Source organism: Effusibacillus lacus (genome assembly GCF_002335525.1).
Lineage (GTDB): Bacteria > Bacillota > Bacilli > Tumebacillales > Effusibacillaceae > Effusibacillus > Effusibacillus lacus.
The window spans coordinates 89869-104853 of sequence record NZ_BDUF01000057.1; the positions used below are offsets into that span (position 1 = coordinate 89869).

16 protein-coding genes are annotated in these 14985 nt (G+C 51.2%); 2 read left to right on the plus strand and 14 right to left on the minus strand.

The window, feature by feature from the left end; all coding sequences use genetic code 11:
• The 3 genes from EFBL_RS20560 to EFBL_RS10980 all read right to left on the minus strand — a co-directional run.
• Window positions 1-650, minus strand: a 650-nt coding sequence (locus tag EFBL_RS20560) for a hypothetical protein (RefSeq protein ID WP_216640722.1), incomplete at its 3' end; no start/stop codon positions are given.
• 252 nt (window positions 651-902) lie between these two features.
• A complete protein-coding gene (locus EFBL_RS10975; RefSeq protein WP_096182178.1) occupies window positions 903-1244 on the minus strand; it encodes a hypothetical protein in 342 nt (113 codons plus the stop codon).
• Window positions 1245-1258: 14 nt separating this feature from the next.
• Window positions 1259-1492, minus strand: a complete 234-nt coding sequence (locus EFBL_RS10980) for a DUF2249 domain-containing protein (RefSeq protein ID WP_096182179.1) — start codon at window positions 1490-1492, stop codon at window positions 1259-1261.
• A 312-nt stretch (window positions 1493-1804) separates the two neighbouring features.
• Between EFBL_RS10980 and EFBL_RS10985 the strand changes: the two genes are divergently transcribed.
• The gene (locus tag EFBL_RS10985) at window positions 1805-3517 is read left to right on the plus strand and encodes a methyl-accepting chemotaxis protein (protein ID WP_165912440.1); all 1713 of its coding nucleotides are present in this window, start codon (window positions 1805-1807) and stop codon (window positions 3515-3517) included.
• A gap of 56 nt (window positions 3518-3573) precedes the next feature.
• Here EFBL_RS10985 and EFBL_RS10990 read toward each other — a convergent pair whose 3' ends face one another.
• The 10 genes from EFBL_RS10990 to pdhA form a co-directional block, all read right to left on the minus strand.
• Window positions 3574-3906, minus strand: coding sequence for an ASCH domain-containing protein (locus EFBL_RS10990; RefSeq protein ID WP_096182181.1), 333 nt, complete (start codon window positions 3904-3906; stop codon window positions 3574-3576).
• A gap of 5 nt (window positions 3907-3911) precedes the next feature.
• A complete protein-coding gene (locus EFBL_RS10995) occupies window positions 3912-4922 on the minus strand; it encodes a cytochrome d ubiquinol oxidase subunit II (protein ID WP_096182182.1) in 1011 nt (336 codons plus the stop codon).
• Entirely contained in the window at window positions 4912-6264 is a 1353-nt protein-coding gene (locus EFBL_RS11000) for a cytochrome ubiquinol oxidase subunit I (RefSeq protein WP_096182183.1), read from the minus strand. Before EFBL_RS11000 ends, EFBL_RS10995 begins: the two co-directional genes overlap by 11 nt.
• A gap of 338 nt (window positions 6265-6602) precedes the next feature.
• The gene (locus EFBL_RS11005) at window positions 6603-6782 is read right to left on the minus strand and encodes a sulfurtransferase TusA family protein (protein ID WP_231705770.1); all 180 of its coding nucleotides are present in this window, start codon (window positions 6780-6782) and stop codon (window positions 6603-6605) included.
• Between the two features lie 77 nt (window positions 6783-6859).
• Entirely contained in the window at window positions 6860-8128 is a 1269-nt protein-coding gene (gene yedE / locus EFBL_RS11010; RefSeq protein ID WP_096182184.1) for a selenium metabolism membrane protein YedE/FdhT, read from the minus strand.
• Window positions 8129-8245: 117 nt separating this feature from the next.
• The gene (locus tag EFBL_RS11015) at window positions 8246-8491 is read right to left on the minus strand and encodes a hypothetical protein (protein WP_096182185.1); all 246 of its coding nucleotides are present in this window, start codon (window positions 8489-8491) and stop codon (window positions 8246-8248) included.
• A gap of 110 nt (window positions 8492-8601) precedes the next feature.
• Window positions 8602-10014 carry a dihydrolipoyl dehydrogenase gene (gene lpdA / locus EFBL_RS11020; protein WP_096182186.1) on the minus strand — a complete coding sequence of 471 codons (1413 nt, stop codon included), beginning with the start codon at window positions 10012-10014 and terminating at the stop codon, window positions 8602-8604.
• Window positions 10015-10016: 2 nt separating this feature from the next.
• Window positions 10017-11465: a dihydrolipoamide acetyltransferase family protein gene (locus EFBL_RS11025; RefSeq protein ID WP_096182187.1), complete on the minus strand. Its 1449-nt coding sequence runs from the start codon at window positions 11463-11465 to the stop codon at window positions 10017-10019.
• 32 nt (window positions 11466-11497) lie between these two features.
• Window positions 11498-12478, minus strand: a complete 981-nt coding sequence (locus EFBL_RS11030) for an alpha-ketoacid dehydrogenase subunit beta (protein WP_096182188.1) — start codon at window positions 12476-12478, stop codon at window positions 11498-11500.
• Window positions 12479-12481: 3 nt separating this feature from the next.
• Window positions 12482-13570 (minus strand): pyruvate dehydrogenase (acetyl-transferring) E1 component subunit alpha, encoded by a 1089-nt coding sequence (pdhA, locus tag EFBL_RS11035; protein ID WP_096182189.1) that lies wholly within the window; start codon window positions 13568-13570, stop codon window positions 12482-12484.
• Between the two features lie 139 nt (window positions 13571-13709).
• On the opposite strand from pdhA, the gene EFBL_RS11040 reads away from it, so the two are divergent.
• The gene (locus tag EFBL_RS11040; RefSeq protein ID WP_096182190.1) at window positions 13710-14450 is read left to right on the plus strand and encodes an alpha/beta hydrolase; all 741 of its coding nucleotides are present in this window, start codon (window positions 13710-13712) and stop codon (window positions 14448-14450) included.
• Between the two features lie 157 nt (window positions 14451-14607).
• Here the strand turns inward: EFBL_RS11040 and EFBL_RS20565 are convergent.
• A partial coding sequence (locus tag EFBL_RS20565) for a hypothetical protein (RefSeq protein ID WP_172899688.1) occupies window positions 14608-14985 on the minus strand: 378 nt, incomplete at its 5' end.

Genomic DNA, 14985 nt, shown 5'->3' on the forward strand with positions numbered 1-14985 from the left:
GCAGTTTCTTCTGCTGCGGTTTCTTCTGCTGCGGTTTCTTCTGCTGCGGTTTCTTCTGCTGCGTAAGTGGCTTCAGCTGCAGAACCCTCAGTGGATGGGGCTGGATCAGCAACATTCGAGGCTGTTTCAGATTCAGAAGTTGCTGTGGGAGTTTGCGTCTGAGTTGAAGCTTGTTCCGCCACCGGACCTGCCTGGGTATCTTCCTTTGCTTGTTCATCGGCAGATATCCGGTTTCCAATAAAGTATTGGTAACTATCAATTAAGGATCGGTAGTCGTTCACAATTTCCTTGTAAGTATTCTCCAACCAAGTATCTTTGTTTTCGTCGGCTGGCATTGAGGAAGTTGCTTGCTCCTTTTCCGCAACCGCGTCAGTCTGATCAGGAGTCTTCGAATCGTGCTGACGTGCCGCAGCGCTCACCACAGCCCCTTTTTCAGGGCCGCCATCCGTATTCCTGGCTGCATTCGAGACCTCTTGGCCGTGATTTTTTTGATCTTGTTTGTCCGCTTGGACGACAGCCATCGCCCTCTCCTTTGGATCCAACTCCTGGGCTGAGGCGTAGGCTCCTGCACCCCAAAAAACGGAAGCGACTAAGCTTGAGGACATTACAAGAGGTACCCACTTCTTCCCGCTCATTTTGCCTTTGTACATGGTCATCTCCTCCTTCTTCTGTGACGGCTTGTCCAACCGTTCGACTTTAAGGATAAAAGAAGGATGTAATCGTTCCATGATCCAAATAAGAGGATATTCTTACGAATCTATTAAAAAACTATGAACCTATTGAATTCCTGTCTGCACAAAAAAGATACCCGGGTACGGACTTGAAACCGCAACCGGGTTAAAGTAAATCTTCTATTGAATATCTCAAAGAGGCGCCCGTAAGGCACCTCCCTGTTCACTTCCTTACAAGGCCCCGGCCCTTGCCTCCTTCACTCTCTTGGCCTCTTCATACAAGGCAGCCATCCCCCCATACAACGCATAGAAAAAGGAGTCCGGAGCGTCCATGGAAAACGAAGTGTATTGGCGCGGGTCCATCCCCAACATATACTCGAACAACCGGGCACTGTCATATGCATAGAAGCAAAAACTGGTGTAGGCAAACCCGGGCATTTTTTCACAGATAATCAGGATCTCGTCTGCGTAGGTCTCAATGTCACGTGCCGCTTCCTTGACCATTGTCACAGCGTCTTCCAGTCCAGCCGTGATTTTGATCGTCCTCTCGTCAACGATGGTGATGTCGGCCATGGTCGGTTCCCCCGTTAAATACGGCCGATCTTCACACGGAAAGTGGCCGGCCCCTGTTCCAGATACTCCCAACTGAACTGCCCGGGCCTTTCCATCTCAAACTGGTACCGCAACGGACGGGGATCATGGTCGTTGATCAGCTGCAGGGCTTCTCCCGGCTGCAGTTTGTCAAAAGTCTCGAAAATCACTTTGTGTTTCATATGGGGTGGATACTCCGGCGCTACTACTGTCGCTGCAAATTCACTCATGGCAGATGCCTCCTACTGATTCGATTGGTTGTGGTGCCTTTACTTTACTTCTTCCCTGTCTTCAGCGTAATGACGGAAGTCATCCTCATGCTGTGATATTTCGCACATGTTGACAGCCATATTAAGTCAGAGCTACGCCCTGTTTCTGATGATTCCACCGTTGGCGGAACGGAGATATACAGGCTGAATTTCGCCAAAACAGACAAGGATTATTCATAAAAATTTACGATTCCCCCGTTTTCAAAAACGATTAAGTAGTTTTTAATTAATATGTTAATAAAAAATTTATCCATCTTGAGGTGCGGGGATTCTGTGATTAAAAAATTTAAAGACTTAAGGCTCACAGTCAAGATTACCTCTCTGGCTGTGGCACTGGTCCTCACCAGTGTAATAGCAATTGTTGTCGCGGGGTACAATGTGAACTTTAAACAGGTGATGGAAGCGGCGGGTGAAGAATTGTACGGCTGTGCCAGCATCACCAGCGGACTGTTCACCCCTGTGGATATCGAAGACATGCTTGCAGGCAAGCAGCCGACTCCTTCTGTCCAGTCCAAGATCGATTGGATCATTGACCACAAACCGATTTTCATGAATGCGGCCATTATGACATTGGACGGCAAATTGTTGGCACCGGACAAGAACCTCATCAAGGAAGGGTTTAAGTCCGGGGACAAGTTTCATATTGATCAGGAAGCGGTCAATATGATGAAGACAATGAAACATCCGACTTATTCGGGCATTTATACCTTTGGCCAGCATGAGCGCCAGACCGGGTACGCCCCCATCTACAAAGACCACGATCCTTCCAAGGAAATCATTGCCATGATGGCGATCGATTTTGATTCCGACATCATTTACAGCCGTACATGGGACAGTTTGCGTTTAATTATCGTCATTTCCGTCATCTTCCCCATATTTACCGGTTTCACCATTTATCTGGTGGTAAGACGCATGCTGAAGCCGATTCAATCTGTGGGCGAGTACGCGAAACGGGTGGCGGAAGGCGATTTGACAATTGGTGAATTGACGGTAGCCAACAGGGACGAAGTGGGACTGCTGACAGAGGACTTCAACAAAATGGCCGGCAGTCTGAAGAACATCATCCAATTGGTAGCCTTAAACGCCCATCAGGTCGCAGCATCTTCCGAACAGCTGACGGCAAGCGCCGAGCATACCAGCCGTGCAACCGGGCAGATTACTCAAGCTATCCAGCAAATCGCCGCTGGCACCGATCAGCAATTGACACGCGTACATAGGACAAATGATGCGGTTGGCGAAATCTCTTCCGGAATCCAACAGATAGCAGAAGGTGTGCAGACCGTAGCCCACTCTTCCCTGAAAGCCTCGGAGACAGCCGAAGATGGAAACCGCGCCATGCGGCATATGATGGAACAGATGAGTCAAATCAACCAGAAGGTTCAGCGCACGTCCGTCATAATTGAAACCCTTAATGAAAAATCGGCCGAGATCGGTCAGATGGTCACGCTTATCACCGACATCGCGCGGCAGACCAACCTCCTGGCATTGAACGCGGCAATCGAAGCGGCCAGAGCAGGTGAGCAAGGCAAAGGGTTCAGCGTTGTTGCGGATGAGGTTCGCAAACTGGCCGAGCAATCCGGAACGGCCGCCGAACAGATTCGCCAGAACATCCAGGTGGTGCAAAGCGAGATCGAAAACGCCGTAACTTCCATGCATGATGGAACATTGGCCGCCCAGGAAGGTTTATCGATTGTGGCCCAAACCGGGGAGTCTTTCCGGCACATTGTTGCGGCAGTGGAGGAAGTATCAAGCCAGGTTCAGGACATTAACCAGAACGTGAAGCGCATCCATGATGGAACCCAATCACTGGTTGAATCCATTGAGGAGATTTCGGATCTGTCCCAACAGTTCGCGGGGAATGCCCAGAATGTGGCGGCTGCGGCAGAAGAACAAAATACGACGGTTGAAGAGATTGCTTCTTCGTCAGCCATGCTCACCCGGATGGCGGCTGAACTGCAGGAAGCTGTCAACCGGTTTAGACTCTGAAAGAAACAAGGAGCCGCTTCCCCGGGAAGCGGCTCTTCAATTGACAGTCTTACTACTTATTTCACTTCACGAAACTCATGCACCCACACTTTCATGGCGGGCACCCAAGGCATTCCCGGATGGATGGAAAGAATGCTTTGCTTATAAGCTTCCAAATCCTTATATCCTTCCATTCTTGCATGTTCATCTGTCATTTCCCCCAGCGACTGCTGGTATACCTCGGTAACCTCGAATTTTCTTCCTTCAACCTCCCAGGTTTCACCTGGATCCGCATAACGGCCGTTTCGGCGCTGGGCCGTTTTTTCCCCCGTCAGAACCTTTTGTACATCTTCTTCGCGGGTGATCATCCTATCAATTGAGCATGTCTTTGGCGGTAAAGTTTTCGACATTCAAGCTACCTGCCTTTCACGTATTTGGCGTCAAACAAGAACAGCTTCATTAAGAGTAACAGCGAAGGAACCAGCAAGCTAAGCCCTCCGATAAACGCCCAAATCAGAGCCTGTGCCATTACCGGGTTGTTCACACTTCCCTGTACCGTAATATAAGGGTACAGAATATAAGGCAAATGGGATTTCCCGTACCCGAAGAACGCAAAACCAAACTGCAGCAACACGGATAGAAACATCCATCCGTAATATTTACGGACCATCAACAGATAGACGGCAAGGGTGAAAAAGCCCATGGACACCACGAACATCCAACTGTTATCGAGCATGCTGGTAAAATGCTGCATGTTGTGGTCACTCATTGCCACAAACACCAGAAAACTCGCAAAGATGGTAGGCAAGCTCCAGCCCAACGCCCATTTGTGAAGAACACGTTCTGCTTCGTAGTCCTCTGCTTTATGAGCGTAGTAGGTCAAGAAGCTGGCACTGATAAACAGCACACTGACTAATGCCAACAATACCACCGACCAGGAATAAGGGCTCTTCAACAGGGTATCCATCAGAAGCACCACTTCATTCCCTTTTTTTTCAATAAATCCGCCTTCCGAGATGGTCAGGATGGTTGCCAGGGAGGCGGGAATCAACAATCCCGTGGTTCCATACAGAAATTCATAGAAGGTATTGGGTTTGCTCCCGTAATGATGGAACGCGTAGAAAGAACCGCGAATCGCAAGCAGAATCAAAGCGATGCTGCCAGGAACCAGCAAGGCTGTTCCGAAATAGTAGGCGGTATCCGGAAAGAATCCGACAATTCCCACCAGAAAGAAGATCAGAAATACATTCGTGACTTCCCAAACGGGCGAGAGATAGCGGTTGATCACCTGGTTAATAACTTCTCCCTTTCCCGTAACCTTTCCGTAGTAAGAGAAGAAGCCCGCTCCGAAGTCGATGGAAGCCACTATCACGTAACCATATAAGAAAAGCCACAGGACCGTGATGCCTATCAACTCATACGACATGCTGCCCACCCCCTTCGATGCCCCGCTTCCCCATTTCCTTCTCCGGCGGATTTTTACGGAACATCCGAATCAATACAACCGTACATACGATACCCAACACCGCATACAGCCCGGAAAAAAGGACCAGCATCTGACCCACATTGGCAGATGTGGTGACACCCTCATCCGTACGCATGAATCCCCTCAGGATCCAGGGCTGGCGCCCCACTTCGGTAAAGATCCACCCCAGTTCAATTGCCAGCATCGACAGCGGGCCTCCCAGAACGATCAAGCGAAGCAGCCAGGGATTCCACTCGTGCTTTTTCTTCCAGATACGAACGAGAACGAACAAACCTGCCACAGCGGCCAGGTACATCCCGATCCCCACCATCAGATCAAACAGGTAGTGAACGTAGAGGGGGGGCCAGAGGTCGCGAGGGAACTCGTTAAGCCCCGTTACTTCGGTGTCTGGATGGCTTCCTGCCAGGATACTGAGAGCCATCGGAATTCGGAGTTCCCCTTTAACCTCCAGAGTCTCCTTATCCAACACGCCACCAAGAATCAGGTCGGCCTGCTTCTCAGTTTCAAAATGCCATTCTGCTGCCGCCAATTTTTCCGGTTGATATTCAGCCAGAAATTTGCCTGACAAGTCACCGATAACCGCTGTGGCTATCGCAAACACAAGGCTCCAAGTCATGGTCAGGCGAAGGGCTTTTTGATAATAGTCACTGCGGCTGCCACGCAGAATGAACCAAGCGGTTATAGCTGCCAGTACAAATGCGGATGTAAGATACGCAGACGAAAGGACGTGCGCCACCTTTGTTGGAGTAGCAGGGTTAAACATGGCCTTCAACGGCTCGATACCCGTGATGACGCCGTTCTCCAGCTTGAATCCCTGAGGTGTGTTCATAAAAGCATTCACGGTTGTGATAAAGAACGCAGACGCGGAGGAACCGATCACGACGGGGATCACCAGAAGACAATGGTAAATCGGCTTCTTGAATCGGTCCCAGGTATACAAATAGATTCCCAGAAAGATAGCTTCAAAGAAGAATGCGAATGTCTCCATAAACAGTGGCAGTGCTATGACCTGTCCGGCCAGTTGCATGAAACTGGGCCAGAGCAGAGACAGCTGCATCCCGATGGCGGTGCCCGTGACCACCCCCACAGCCACAGTTACCGTAAACCCTCGTGCCCAACGACGTGCCAGCAATCTATAATGAGGGTCGTTCTTGCGAATTCCCATCCATTCGGCAATCATGATCATGACAGGGACGCCAACACCTATTGTGGCAAAGATAATGTGAAAGCCAAGAGTTAGTCCAGTAAGTATACGACTTTGCATAAATGTATCGAATTCCATTTCTCCCCCGCCTTTCTGACTAGCTTTTAATAACTATGATTTGCAAATAGTTATTATTTGCTATCCTTAATAGTACCGCTTTTTTCAGGTGTTTGTGATAGGTGTCACACCTGTGTTTTTGACAAAATCATGTCTGTAGTGTTTCTAAAATGTGAAAAGGCCCGCCCTATTCTTGGGCGAACCTTCCCTCTGGATGTGTGTTCTTTTCTTTCCCTGCCACAATCAGGAACAGCTAACAACTGTGCAACACGCAGCGGTCCCAGCGCATCAGGCTGTCTGTACTCATCTTATGGGAAAAGGGTGCCTGTATCAAGCTGGAACCCTCCCGATTATCCAAATTACTTCGCTTTCACATAGAATCGAATCATCGGACCTTCCTTAATCGGTTCGCAAACCAACAAATGCCCATGAGCTACCACTTCTTCCGGCACACTGGCAAAGGATTGGGGACAATCCGTAAGGACCTCGAGGATTTCACCTGACTTCATATTCTGCAGCGCCTCCAGCGCATACACCACCGGATAGGGTCAGGGCTCTCCCTCCAAGTTCAACGTATAATCCGGCAAGATCTCTTCATTCAGTTTCAGTTTGTCCATCATTGTGCAGTCACTTCCTTTACAACTTGTACATTCATATTGGCTGGTTTTGCTTTTGCCAACAAATTCTTGCGAACCCTTCTTCCCCAAGCCAGGGAGAAGAAATACCACGCTGCCAGCATCAAGATAGTGCCACCGATAGCCGCCGGCCATCCCCATGACGTCATCAGGCTGATTTTTGGCCAACCGTTTTGCAGAGTGTTATAGATGTTGAGACGGTCCCAGCCCCATGCAAGCAGAGTAGCTCCGACAATGTTGCCAATCCCGACAATCAGAAATTGCACCTGTCCTCCCACCACACGGTACATCCAACCCGTTTCGCAACCACCCGCAATTACAATTCCGAGACCAAACAGCAGTCCCCCTACCAGCGCGCCGGGACTTGCCCACCAGCTAATCGGTTTGATCCCCGTAACATGAAACACGGCTGTTGCCAATGAAGCTACCAGAATCCCAACGGCCAGTGCCCGGGCCATAACAGAACGGCCACTCACCCAGAGGTCGCGAAAGGCGGAGGTAAAGCAGATCTGTCCGCGGTCGATTGCCAACCCGAACAACCCGCCAAAGATACAAGCGATTCCCAGTTTCCATTGACCAGCCAGAAAGTAATAAGCACAAATCCCTGTAAAGAGGATCAAAATGGCCACACCCATAAAGGGCTGCACCTGACGCTTTTGTTTTGCTGTCGGTTTTGCTTTATGCGCGGCAGCTTTGAAATCAGGCTTTCCCAGCATCCACGGAAGCAAAGCAATCTTCACACCGAAATAGCTGCCCACAAGGGTTCCCGCCATGAACAACCAGGAATGTAAAGAGAACTGCGGAATCCCGGTGAAAAAAGCGGCCAGGTTACACCCCATAGCCAAACGTGCACCGAAACCTGCAATAATTCCCCCGACAAATCCTTGCACCAAGCGACGTTTCTGGGAGGGGATTCTGATTTTGAAATTGTTGGCAAATAGGGTACTGATCAGAGCGCCAAACAACATTCCAAAAACGATCCATCCATCAGTGCGTTCCCAAGGAGCTTGCGCCGCATTGAATTTTACAAGGGTCAGATAGGACCAGGTAGTGGTGTCGACCCCCAACAGGTTCAGAATATGTCCGCCAAATCGGGTAAACTCACCGGTCACGGCCCACACTGTCCCTGTCAGCCCAAAGTAAAAAGCGCTTAAAAGTCCAACAAAAATGGCTGCCACCGTCGGGTTCCACAACCGTACAAAGGTATGCTCCCAAACGCCGCGTAAATGTCCGAACAATTCGTCTCTCATTCTTGCTTGCCTCCCCAATCATGATTTCGCCAATCATTATATCATGAAAAAATATTATAAGTTATAGTATTAAATGTTATATGAGGGATAAAAAGAAGCCGGTCCCTCTTGGACCGGTCATTCGATGTCACTGTGGGGGATCTCGTTCGCATCATTTGCCGAGTTCTCGATGATCCCGTCAATGGTTCCCTCCCGGTAGGAATCCATCACCTGTACGTACGTGTACTGCAGGGCCCCTTCCGGATGCTCCTCATCTCTGGTCATTCTGTTAACGTCCTTTGACACTTCTTGCCCGACAATACCTGCTGCCCGAAGCAGCGCTTCCGAATTGTAACCGTGGCCTGCATACTGTTCTTCGGTCATCTTGTCCACACCTTTCCAGACTTGGTTGCTCTGTAATAAGGTTTCCAAGTCCGGTGGGAACATGCGCGGGTATAGGGTTAAGAATTATGAAGTGCCAAAATTTGTGACGATTACTTTTGTATCGTATGAACCCCTTGCCCCAGGGCGTTTTCCACTGCTTCCGCCACCATCTCGCCCAATGTCGGATGGGCGTGAATGGTAAGTGCAATGTCTTCCAGAGTTGCACCCATCTCGATGGCCAGCCCGATTTCCGCAATCAAATCGGGGGCACCCGGACCGACGATCTGTCCGCCCAGCACGACACCACTCTCTTTGTCGGCAACAATCTTGACAAACCCTTCGTTGGTGTTGAGGGACAAAGCGCGTCCATTGGCTGCGTAATTGAACTTCCCTGTGGCAACAGTGCAGCCTTTCTCCTTGGCTTCCGTTTCGCTGAGTCCCACACTGGCAATCTCCGGATCGGAGAATACAATGGCCGGTATGCATTTGTAATCAACCGCGCTGGCATGACCCGCGATCGCTTCTGCCGCCACTTTGCCTTCATAAGAAGCCTTATGCGCCAAAGCGGGACCAGGAACCACATCCCCGATGGCATATACGTTCTCAATATTGGTCCGGCCCTGATGATCCACCTGGATATATCCGCGTTCATCTTTCTTCAGACCGATTTCATCCAGGCCGAGCTCATCCGTGTTGGGAACCCGTCCGACAGTTACCAGCATGTATTCGGCCGTAATTTCCTTCTCTTCCCCGCCAACTTCATACTTCACCGCAACACCGGTGTCCGTTTGGGCTGCTGACAGTGCTTTCGCTTTGGTATATACTTCCACACCGTCTTTCTTCAGTTTGCGCTGCACCCAGCGGACAATTTCGCTTTCAAACAGGGGCAGGATCTGGTCCGCTCCTTCGATGATGGTGACCTTGGTTCCGAATTTGGCAAAAGTCTGGCCAAGCTCAATGCCGATGTACCCGCCGCCAATGACCACCATGCTCTTCGGAATTTCTTCCAACGCCAATGCTTCCGTCGAAGACAGGATTCGTCCGCCAAATGGGAACGCTTTCAGCTCAATCGGGCGCGACCCGGTTGCAATGATGCAGTGATTGAACTTGTACCGGTTAAACTCATTCCCTTGGTAGATCCGCGCTTCGTTGGGGCCGACAAACAGAGCCTCCCCTTTGATCACTTCCACTCCGTTGCCCTTGAGCAGAGAGCCGACACCACCGGTCAACTTTTTTACAATTCCTTGTTTCCAGGATTGCACTTTCGAAAAATCCACCTTGACTCCTTCGGCAGTAAAGCCCATGTCGTCCGAATGGTTCATTTCCTCGTAACGGTGGGCAGCCGAGATCAAGGCCTTGCTCGGAATACATCCGCGGTTGAGACAGACTCCTCCGAGTTCGTCCCGGTCCACAACCACAACTTTCTTGCCCAGTTGGGCGGCCCGGATGGCGGCCACGTAGCCGCCCGGGCCTGCCCCGATGACAAGCACGTCCACTTCTGTACTGAACTCTCCTACGACCATCTTTATACCTCCATCAGCATCATCTGAGGGTCTTCCAACAGCTGCTTGATGTGATTCATAAAGTACTGGGCGGTGGCACCGTCAATCAACCGGTGGTCAAAGCTTAGAGACAACGCCATGACAGGGGCCACCTGAACTTCGCCGTTTACAGCAACAGGCTTCTCCGTGATACGTCCGGTGCCTAGGATGGCCACCTCCGGATAATTGATCACCGGAGTAAAGAACATCCCGCCTGCCGAGCCGATATTCGTGATGGAGAAGGTGCTGCCCTTCAGCTCACCCGGAGCCAGCTTTCCTTCCCGCCCGCGTGTGGCCAGATCGCGAATCTCGTCAGCGATGGTCCACATGCTTTTGCGGTCTGCGTCAAAGACGACTGGCACAATCAGTCCGTTGTCAGTGTCGGTTGCGATCCCGATATGGTAATTGTACTTGAATACAATTTCGCTCTTCTCGTCATCCAAAGAAGCATTCAGGGACGGGAATTTGCGCAAACCGCTTACCACCGCCTTCACCACAAAGGGCAGGTAGGTCAGTTTGACCCCTTTTTTCTCAGCCACAGGCTTCAATTCGCTCCGAAGCGCAACCAGTTTGGCTACATTGACTTCGTCCATGATTGTTACATGCGGCGCTGTATAAACGGACTTCGCCATTGCATTGGCGATTACCTTCCGGATGCCTCGAAGCGGTACCCGTTCTTCCGCCACCCCGGTAACAGGACCCTTGGGTTGGCCTGCCGGTTGGGGAGCCGCTTCTCTTGCTGCTCGCGGTGCCTCTGCAGCCGCTTGAGCAACTGGCGTTTGCGCCGTCGGTGCAGCTGCCGGTGCTGCAGCAGGTGCAGCCGCTCCCTCTTTTGCCCGCAGGACGTCATCCTTTGTGATTCGCCCGTTCTTGCCTGTTCCCTGAACGGTGTTGATGTCAACACCCTGTTCCCGGGCGAACTTGCGAACACTTGGCATGGCTAGTACTTCCCGGTTAGCGGGGGGCAGCGCATTCCCCGGTGCTGCAACAGCCGGTTGAGCCTCTTGCCGATCCATGGTTGGCGCCGCCGGTTCCCCGGCAGGTTGGGCAACAGCCCCTGCACGAACCGGCCCGCGAATGACAGGATGCTCGTTGACAGCGTCGGCAGCCGGATTGGCAGCTTTTCCGTCATCGGCGCGATCCGCCTCCTCCGTACCGCCATGACTGTGCACCGCCTGCGGCGGAGCCTCCCCTTCTATTTCAAATGTTACCAGAACAGTGCCGACAGTGGCTACCGTTCCTTCCGCAACTTTAAGCTCCAGTACCTTTCCCTTGACCGGACTTGGAATCTCAACTACCGCCTTGTCGTTCTGGACCTCAAGAATTGCCTGGTCCTCCTCTACAGAATCACCCGGTTTGATATGCCACTTTACAATCTCGCCTTCGTGGATTCCCTCGCCGATATCCGGCAATCGAAATTCAAAAACGCTCATGAATGGATTGCACCTCCCTTAGCTTCTGCGGATTAGAAATCAAGTACTTCGGTAATCGCCTTCAAGACGCGCGCAGGATCGGGAAGCCACTCGTCCTCCACCTGGGCGAAGGGATAAGGAGTTTCGGGTGCCGTGACCCGCAGAACAGGAGCTTCCAGGTGCAGCACCCCGCGCTCCATGATTTGTGCCATGATTTCGGAAGCGGCTCCGCCATTGCGGGGAGCTTCCTGCACCACAATGGCACGTTTCGTTTTTTGAATCGAAGCCAGAATCGTGTCAATATCAATCGGCATAATCGTCCTTAAATCTATCACTTCCACCTTGGCACCGCGGGCTTTCTCCGCCTCGGCCGCCGCTTTCAGCGATGTGTGAACCATGGCGCCATAAGTGATAATGGTGACATCCGTCCCCTCCTGCACCACATTGGCTTTGCCAAGGGGTACCGTATATTCGCCCTCCGGCACTTCGCCCCGGAAAGAACGATACAGCTTCATGTGTTCAAGGAAGATTACAGGGTCATTGTCCCGAATGGCCGAGATCAAAAGCCCTTTTGCGTCATAGGGGTTGGATGGAATCACGACTTTGACACCCGGTGTCTGCATCATCAAACCTTCCAGACTGTCCGCGTGCAGTTCCGGAGTCTTTACTCCTCCGCCAAAAGGGGAGCGAAATACGATGGGACAACTGTAACGTCCGCCGGAACGATAGCGCATCCGGGCCGCCTGAGCCGCAATTTCGTCAAACACTTCGAATACGAATCCGAAAAACTGGATCTCGGCAATCGGACGGAAACCCTGCAGACAAAGACCAACCGCCAAACCGCCGATGGCCGATTCCGCCAGCGGTGTATCAAACACCCGCTCCTCGCCAAACTCTTTCTGAAGACCGTCCGTTGCCCGGAACACGCCTCCGTTCTTGCCGACATCCTCCCCGAAAATCAGGACGTTCGGGTCACGCGCCAGCTCCACGCGCATGGCATCTGTAATCGCTTGAATCATGGTCATTTGAGCCATGGATTACTTCCCCTCCTTGGCCGCAAAGTCTTTCTTCTGTTCTTCCATATGAGGCGGCGTTTTTTCAAATACAAAATCGATCAGTTCCGTAACCTTCATTTTTGGGGTTTCGTCCGCCTTCTTGACGGCGTCCGCCACCTCATTTTTTGCCTGCTCAATCACCGCATCCTCTTCTTCCTTGCTCCAAAGCCCCTTGCCTTCAAGGAATTTGCGGAAGCGGATCAACGGATCTTTCTTCTCCCATTCTCCCGCTTCTTCCCCTGTACGATAACGGGTCGGATCATCTCCCGCCATGGTGTGCGGACCGTAGCGGTAGGTGAGGGATTCAATCAGCGTGGGCCCTTCCCCGTTGCGTCCCCGTTCGGCCGCTTCCTGCACCGCTTTGTAAACGGCAAGAACGTCCATTCCGTCCACTTGAATACTGGGGATGCCTGCGGCCACACCTTTTTGCGCAAGTGTTTGCGCCTTGGTCTGTTTCTCGATCGGTACGGAAATCGCATACCGGTTGTTTTGAATGACAAAAATGGCCGGCACATTGTATGCGCCTGCAAAATTGATCCCTTCATAGAAGTCGCCCTGCGAGGTGCCGCCGTCCCCGATAAAGGTAATTGCCACGTTCTTTTTGCCCCTCAGCTTCAAGCCCATGGCAACGCCGGTGGTTTGCACAATCTGGGCTCCAATAATAATTTGCGGCATCAGGATGTTAAGCCCTTCCGGGTACTGGGTGCCATGATAATGTCCGCGGGAGAAGAGGAAGGCTTGGTAAAGGGGAAGACCATGCCAGTAAATTTGCGGGATATCCCGGTAGCTGGGCAGAATCCAGTCTTCCTTGGTTAAGGCAAACTGGCTGCCAATCATGGTTGCTTCCTGTCCGGCTACCGGTGCATAAAAGCCCAGTCGTCCCTGGCGGTTCAAACTGATCGCCCGCTGATCCCAGACTCGGGTAAACACCATGCGGCGCATCAGTTCCTTTAACTGCTCGTCAGTCAATTGCGGAAGCAATTTTGAATCCTTGACTTTTCCGTCTGGTGAGATAATCTGAAGCGGGGTAAATTTTGCCGATTTGGGTACTTCAATCAATCCGGTACTCATAAGGAATCACCTCAAGTTCCAATGTTTTAAAATTGGATAGATGCCGGTCGAAGCTATGGCAAATGCTAACAATAGCTTCCCGAACCTATAGCCAATTATTCGACGGTACACAATTTTTAAGAAAAAGGGGGCTTTCGCCATGTCCGACATTTACAAACGAAAAGTGATTGGAGAAACCATAGACAGTAAACATACGGGCCGTGCCATGGATGTCCGAATCTTTCTGCCGCCCGGATTCAGTGAATTGACCGCCTATCCCATTCTCTACACCCAGGATGGACAAGATTTCTTTATGTACGGACGAATTGCGACAATTGCTCAACAGTTAATCCTGGAAGAAGGTCTGGAGCCTTTTGTGATCGTCGGCGTGGATGTGAACCGCAAAGAGCGGACTTCCGAATACAGTTCAACAGGCTCCAGGAATCATGCGTACCGTCAGTTTTTTCTGGATGAACTGCTGCCGTTCATAGAGAATCGTTATCGCGTGCCCGGGACTGGATACCAAAGGGTGCTGGCAGGTGATTCCCTGGGGGGAACCGTGTCTTTCGACATTGCGCTGGACCAGCCTGATCTGTTCCAGGGAATCCTCAGTCTGTCGGGGGCCTTCCTTCCGCCGCTGCAAGAACGGATTCGGGAAACCGATCCTTTTCCTCCCTTTGATCTTTATCTGCTGGTCGGGGAACAGGAAACGGCTGTGGAAACTCACTTCGGCGATCTGGATTTTGTCGGGATGAATCGAACCACCCGTGACATTCTGACCGGCAAGAAAGCCAGGCTGACCTATGTCGAAAAACCGGGCATCCATACCTGGGGCTTCTGGCAAAAAGAACTCCCTGACGCTCTCCGCCATTTCTTTAAGTCCAACATTTGGTTCTCGTGATACAGTATAGCAATACATTAGAAACATTTCAATATAAGTATTGATATCATCGAAAAACAGATACAATCTATTGTATAATACAGATGACTTGGAATCGGAAAATTGATACAGAAATCAAGCCGGGAAAAAGAAAATTACGGGCCTCGAACCCGTAATTTCACCTTATGAAATATCCATACCACAACAGGCTCAGCAGCAAATCCACAGCCAGAAACCGAAGGAACCAGCGGAACTCCGGTACCGCCTGCCGCTTTCTGAAACTGCCGTTGGCCCACAATGTCAACAGTGTAATTCCGGAAGGCAGCCAATACCGACTCCACCCTTTTATCATCCAACCTGGCATATGGGGAACCGTCTCCGGAGAATGGAGCTGCCCAACAAATATCAACTTGGACGCCAGGTAGACAGCTACCGCCATCCAGTAGTGCTTCCCCATGGTTTTACGGTCGCCCGACCGACTGAACCGAAAGACCAGCCAAACCACCGCAAAATAAGAAAGCGGCAGAAGAATCCATTTGAACGAGGCAGCCAATAC

Bases quoted from the DNA above. Each gene is read 5' to 3' on its own strand.
- EFBL_RS10995 (WP_096182182.1), bottom strand. From the start codon at position 4,922: ATGTCGTATGAGTTGATAGGCATCACGGTCCTGTGGCTTTTCTTATAT.
- EFBL_RS11025 (WP_096182187.1), bottom strand. From the start codon at position 11,465: ATGAGCGTTTTTGAATTTCGATTGCCGGATATCGGCGAGGGAATCCAC.
- lpdA (WP_096182186.1), bottom strand. From the start codon at position 10,014: ATGGTCGTAGGAGAGTTCAGTACAGAAGTGGACGTGCTTGTCATCGGG.
- EFBL_RS10990 (WP_096182181.1), bottom strand. From the start codon at position 3,906: ATGTCGAAAACTTTACCGCCAAAGACATGCTCAATTGATAGGATGATC.
- EFBL_RS11030 (WP_096182188.1), bottom strand. From the start codon at position 12,478: ATGGCTCAAATGACCATGATTCAAGCGATTACAGATGCCATGCGCGTG.
- EFBL_RS11040 (WP_096182190.1), top strand. From the start codon at position 13,710: ATGTCCGACATTTACAAACGAAAAGTGATTGGAGAAACCATAGACAGT.
- pdhA (WP_096182189.1), bottom strand. From the start codon at position 13,570: ATGAGTACCGGATTGATTGAAGTACCCAAATCGGCAAAATTTACCCCG.
- EFBL_RS10980 (WP_096182179.1), bottom strand. From the start codon at position 1,492: ATGAGTGAATTTGCAGCGACAGTAGTAGCGCCGGAGTATCCACCCCAT.
- EFBL_RS11015 (WP_096182185.1), bottom strand. From the start codon at position 8,491: ATGACCGAAGAACAGTATGCAGGCCACGGTTACAATTCGGAAGCGCTG.
- EFBL_RS11000 (WP_096182183.1), bottom strand. From the start codon at position 6,264: ATGGAATTCGATACATTTATGCAAAGTCGTATACTTACTGGACTAACT.
- yedE (WP_096182184.1), bottom strand. From the start codon at position 8,128: ATGAGAGACGAATTGTTCGGACATTTACGCGGCGTTTGGGAGCATACC.
- EFBL_RS10975 (WP_096182178.1), bottom strand. From the start codon at position 1,244: ATGGCCGACATCACCATCGTTGACGAGAGGACGATCAAAATCACGGCT.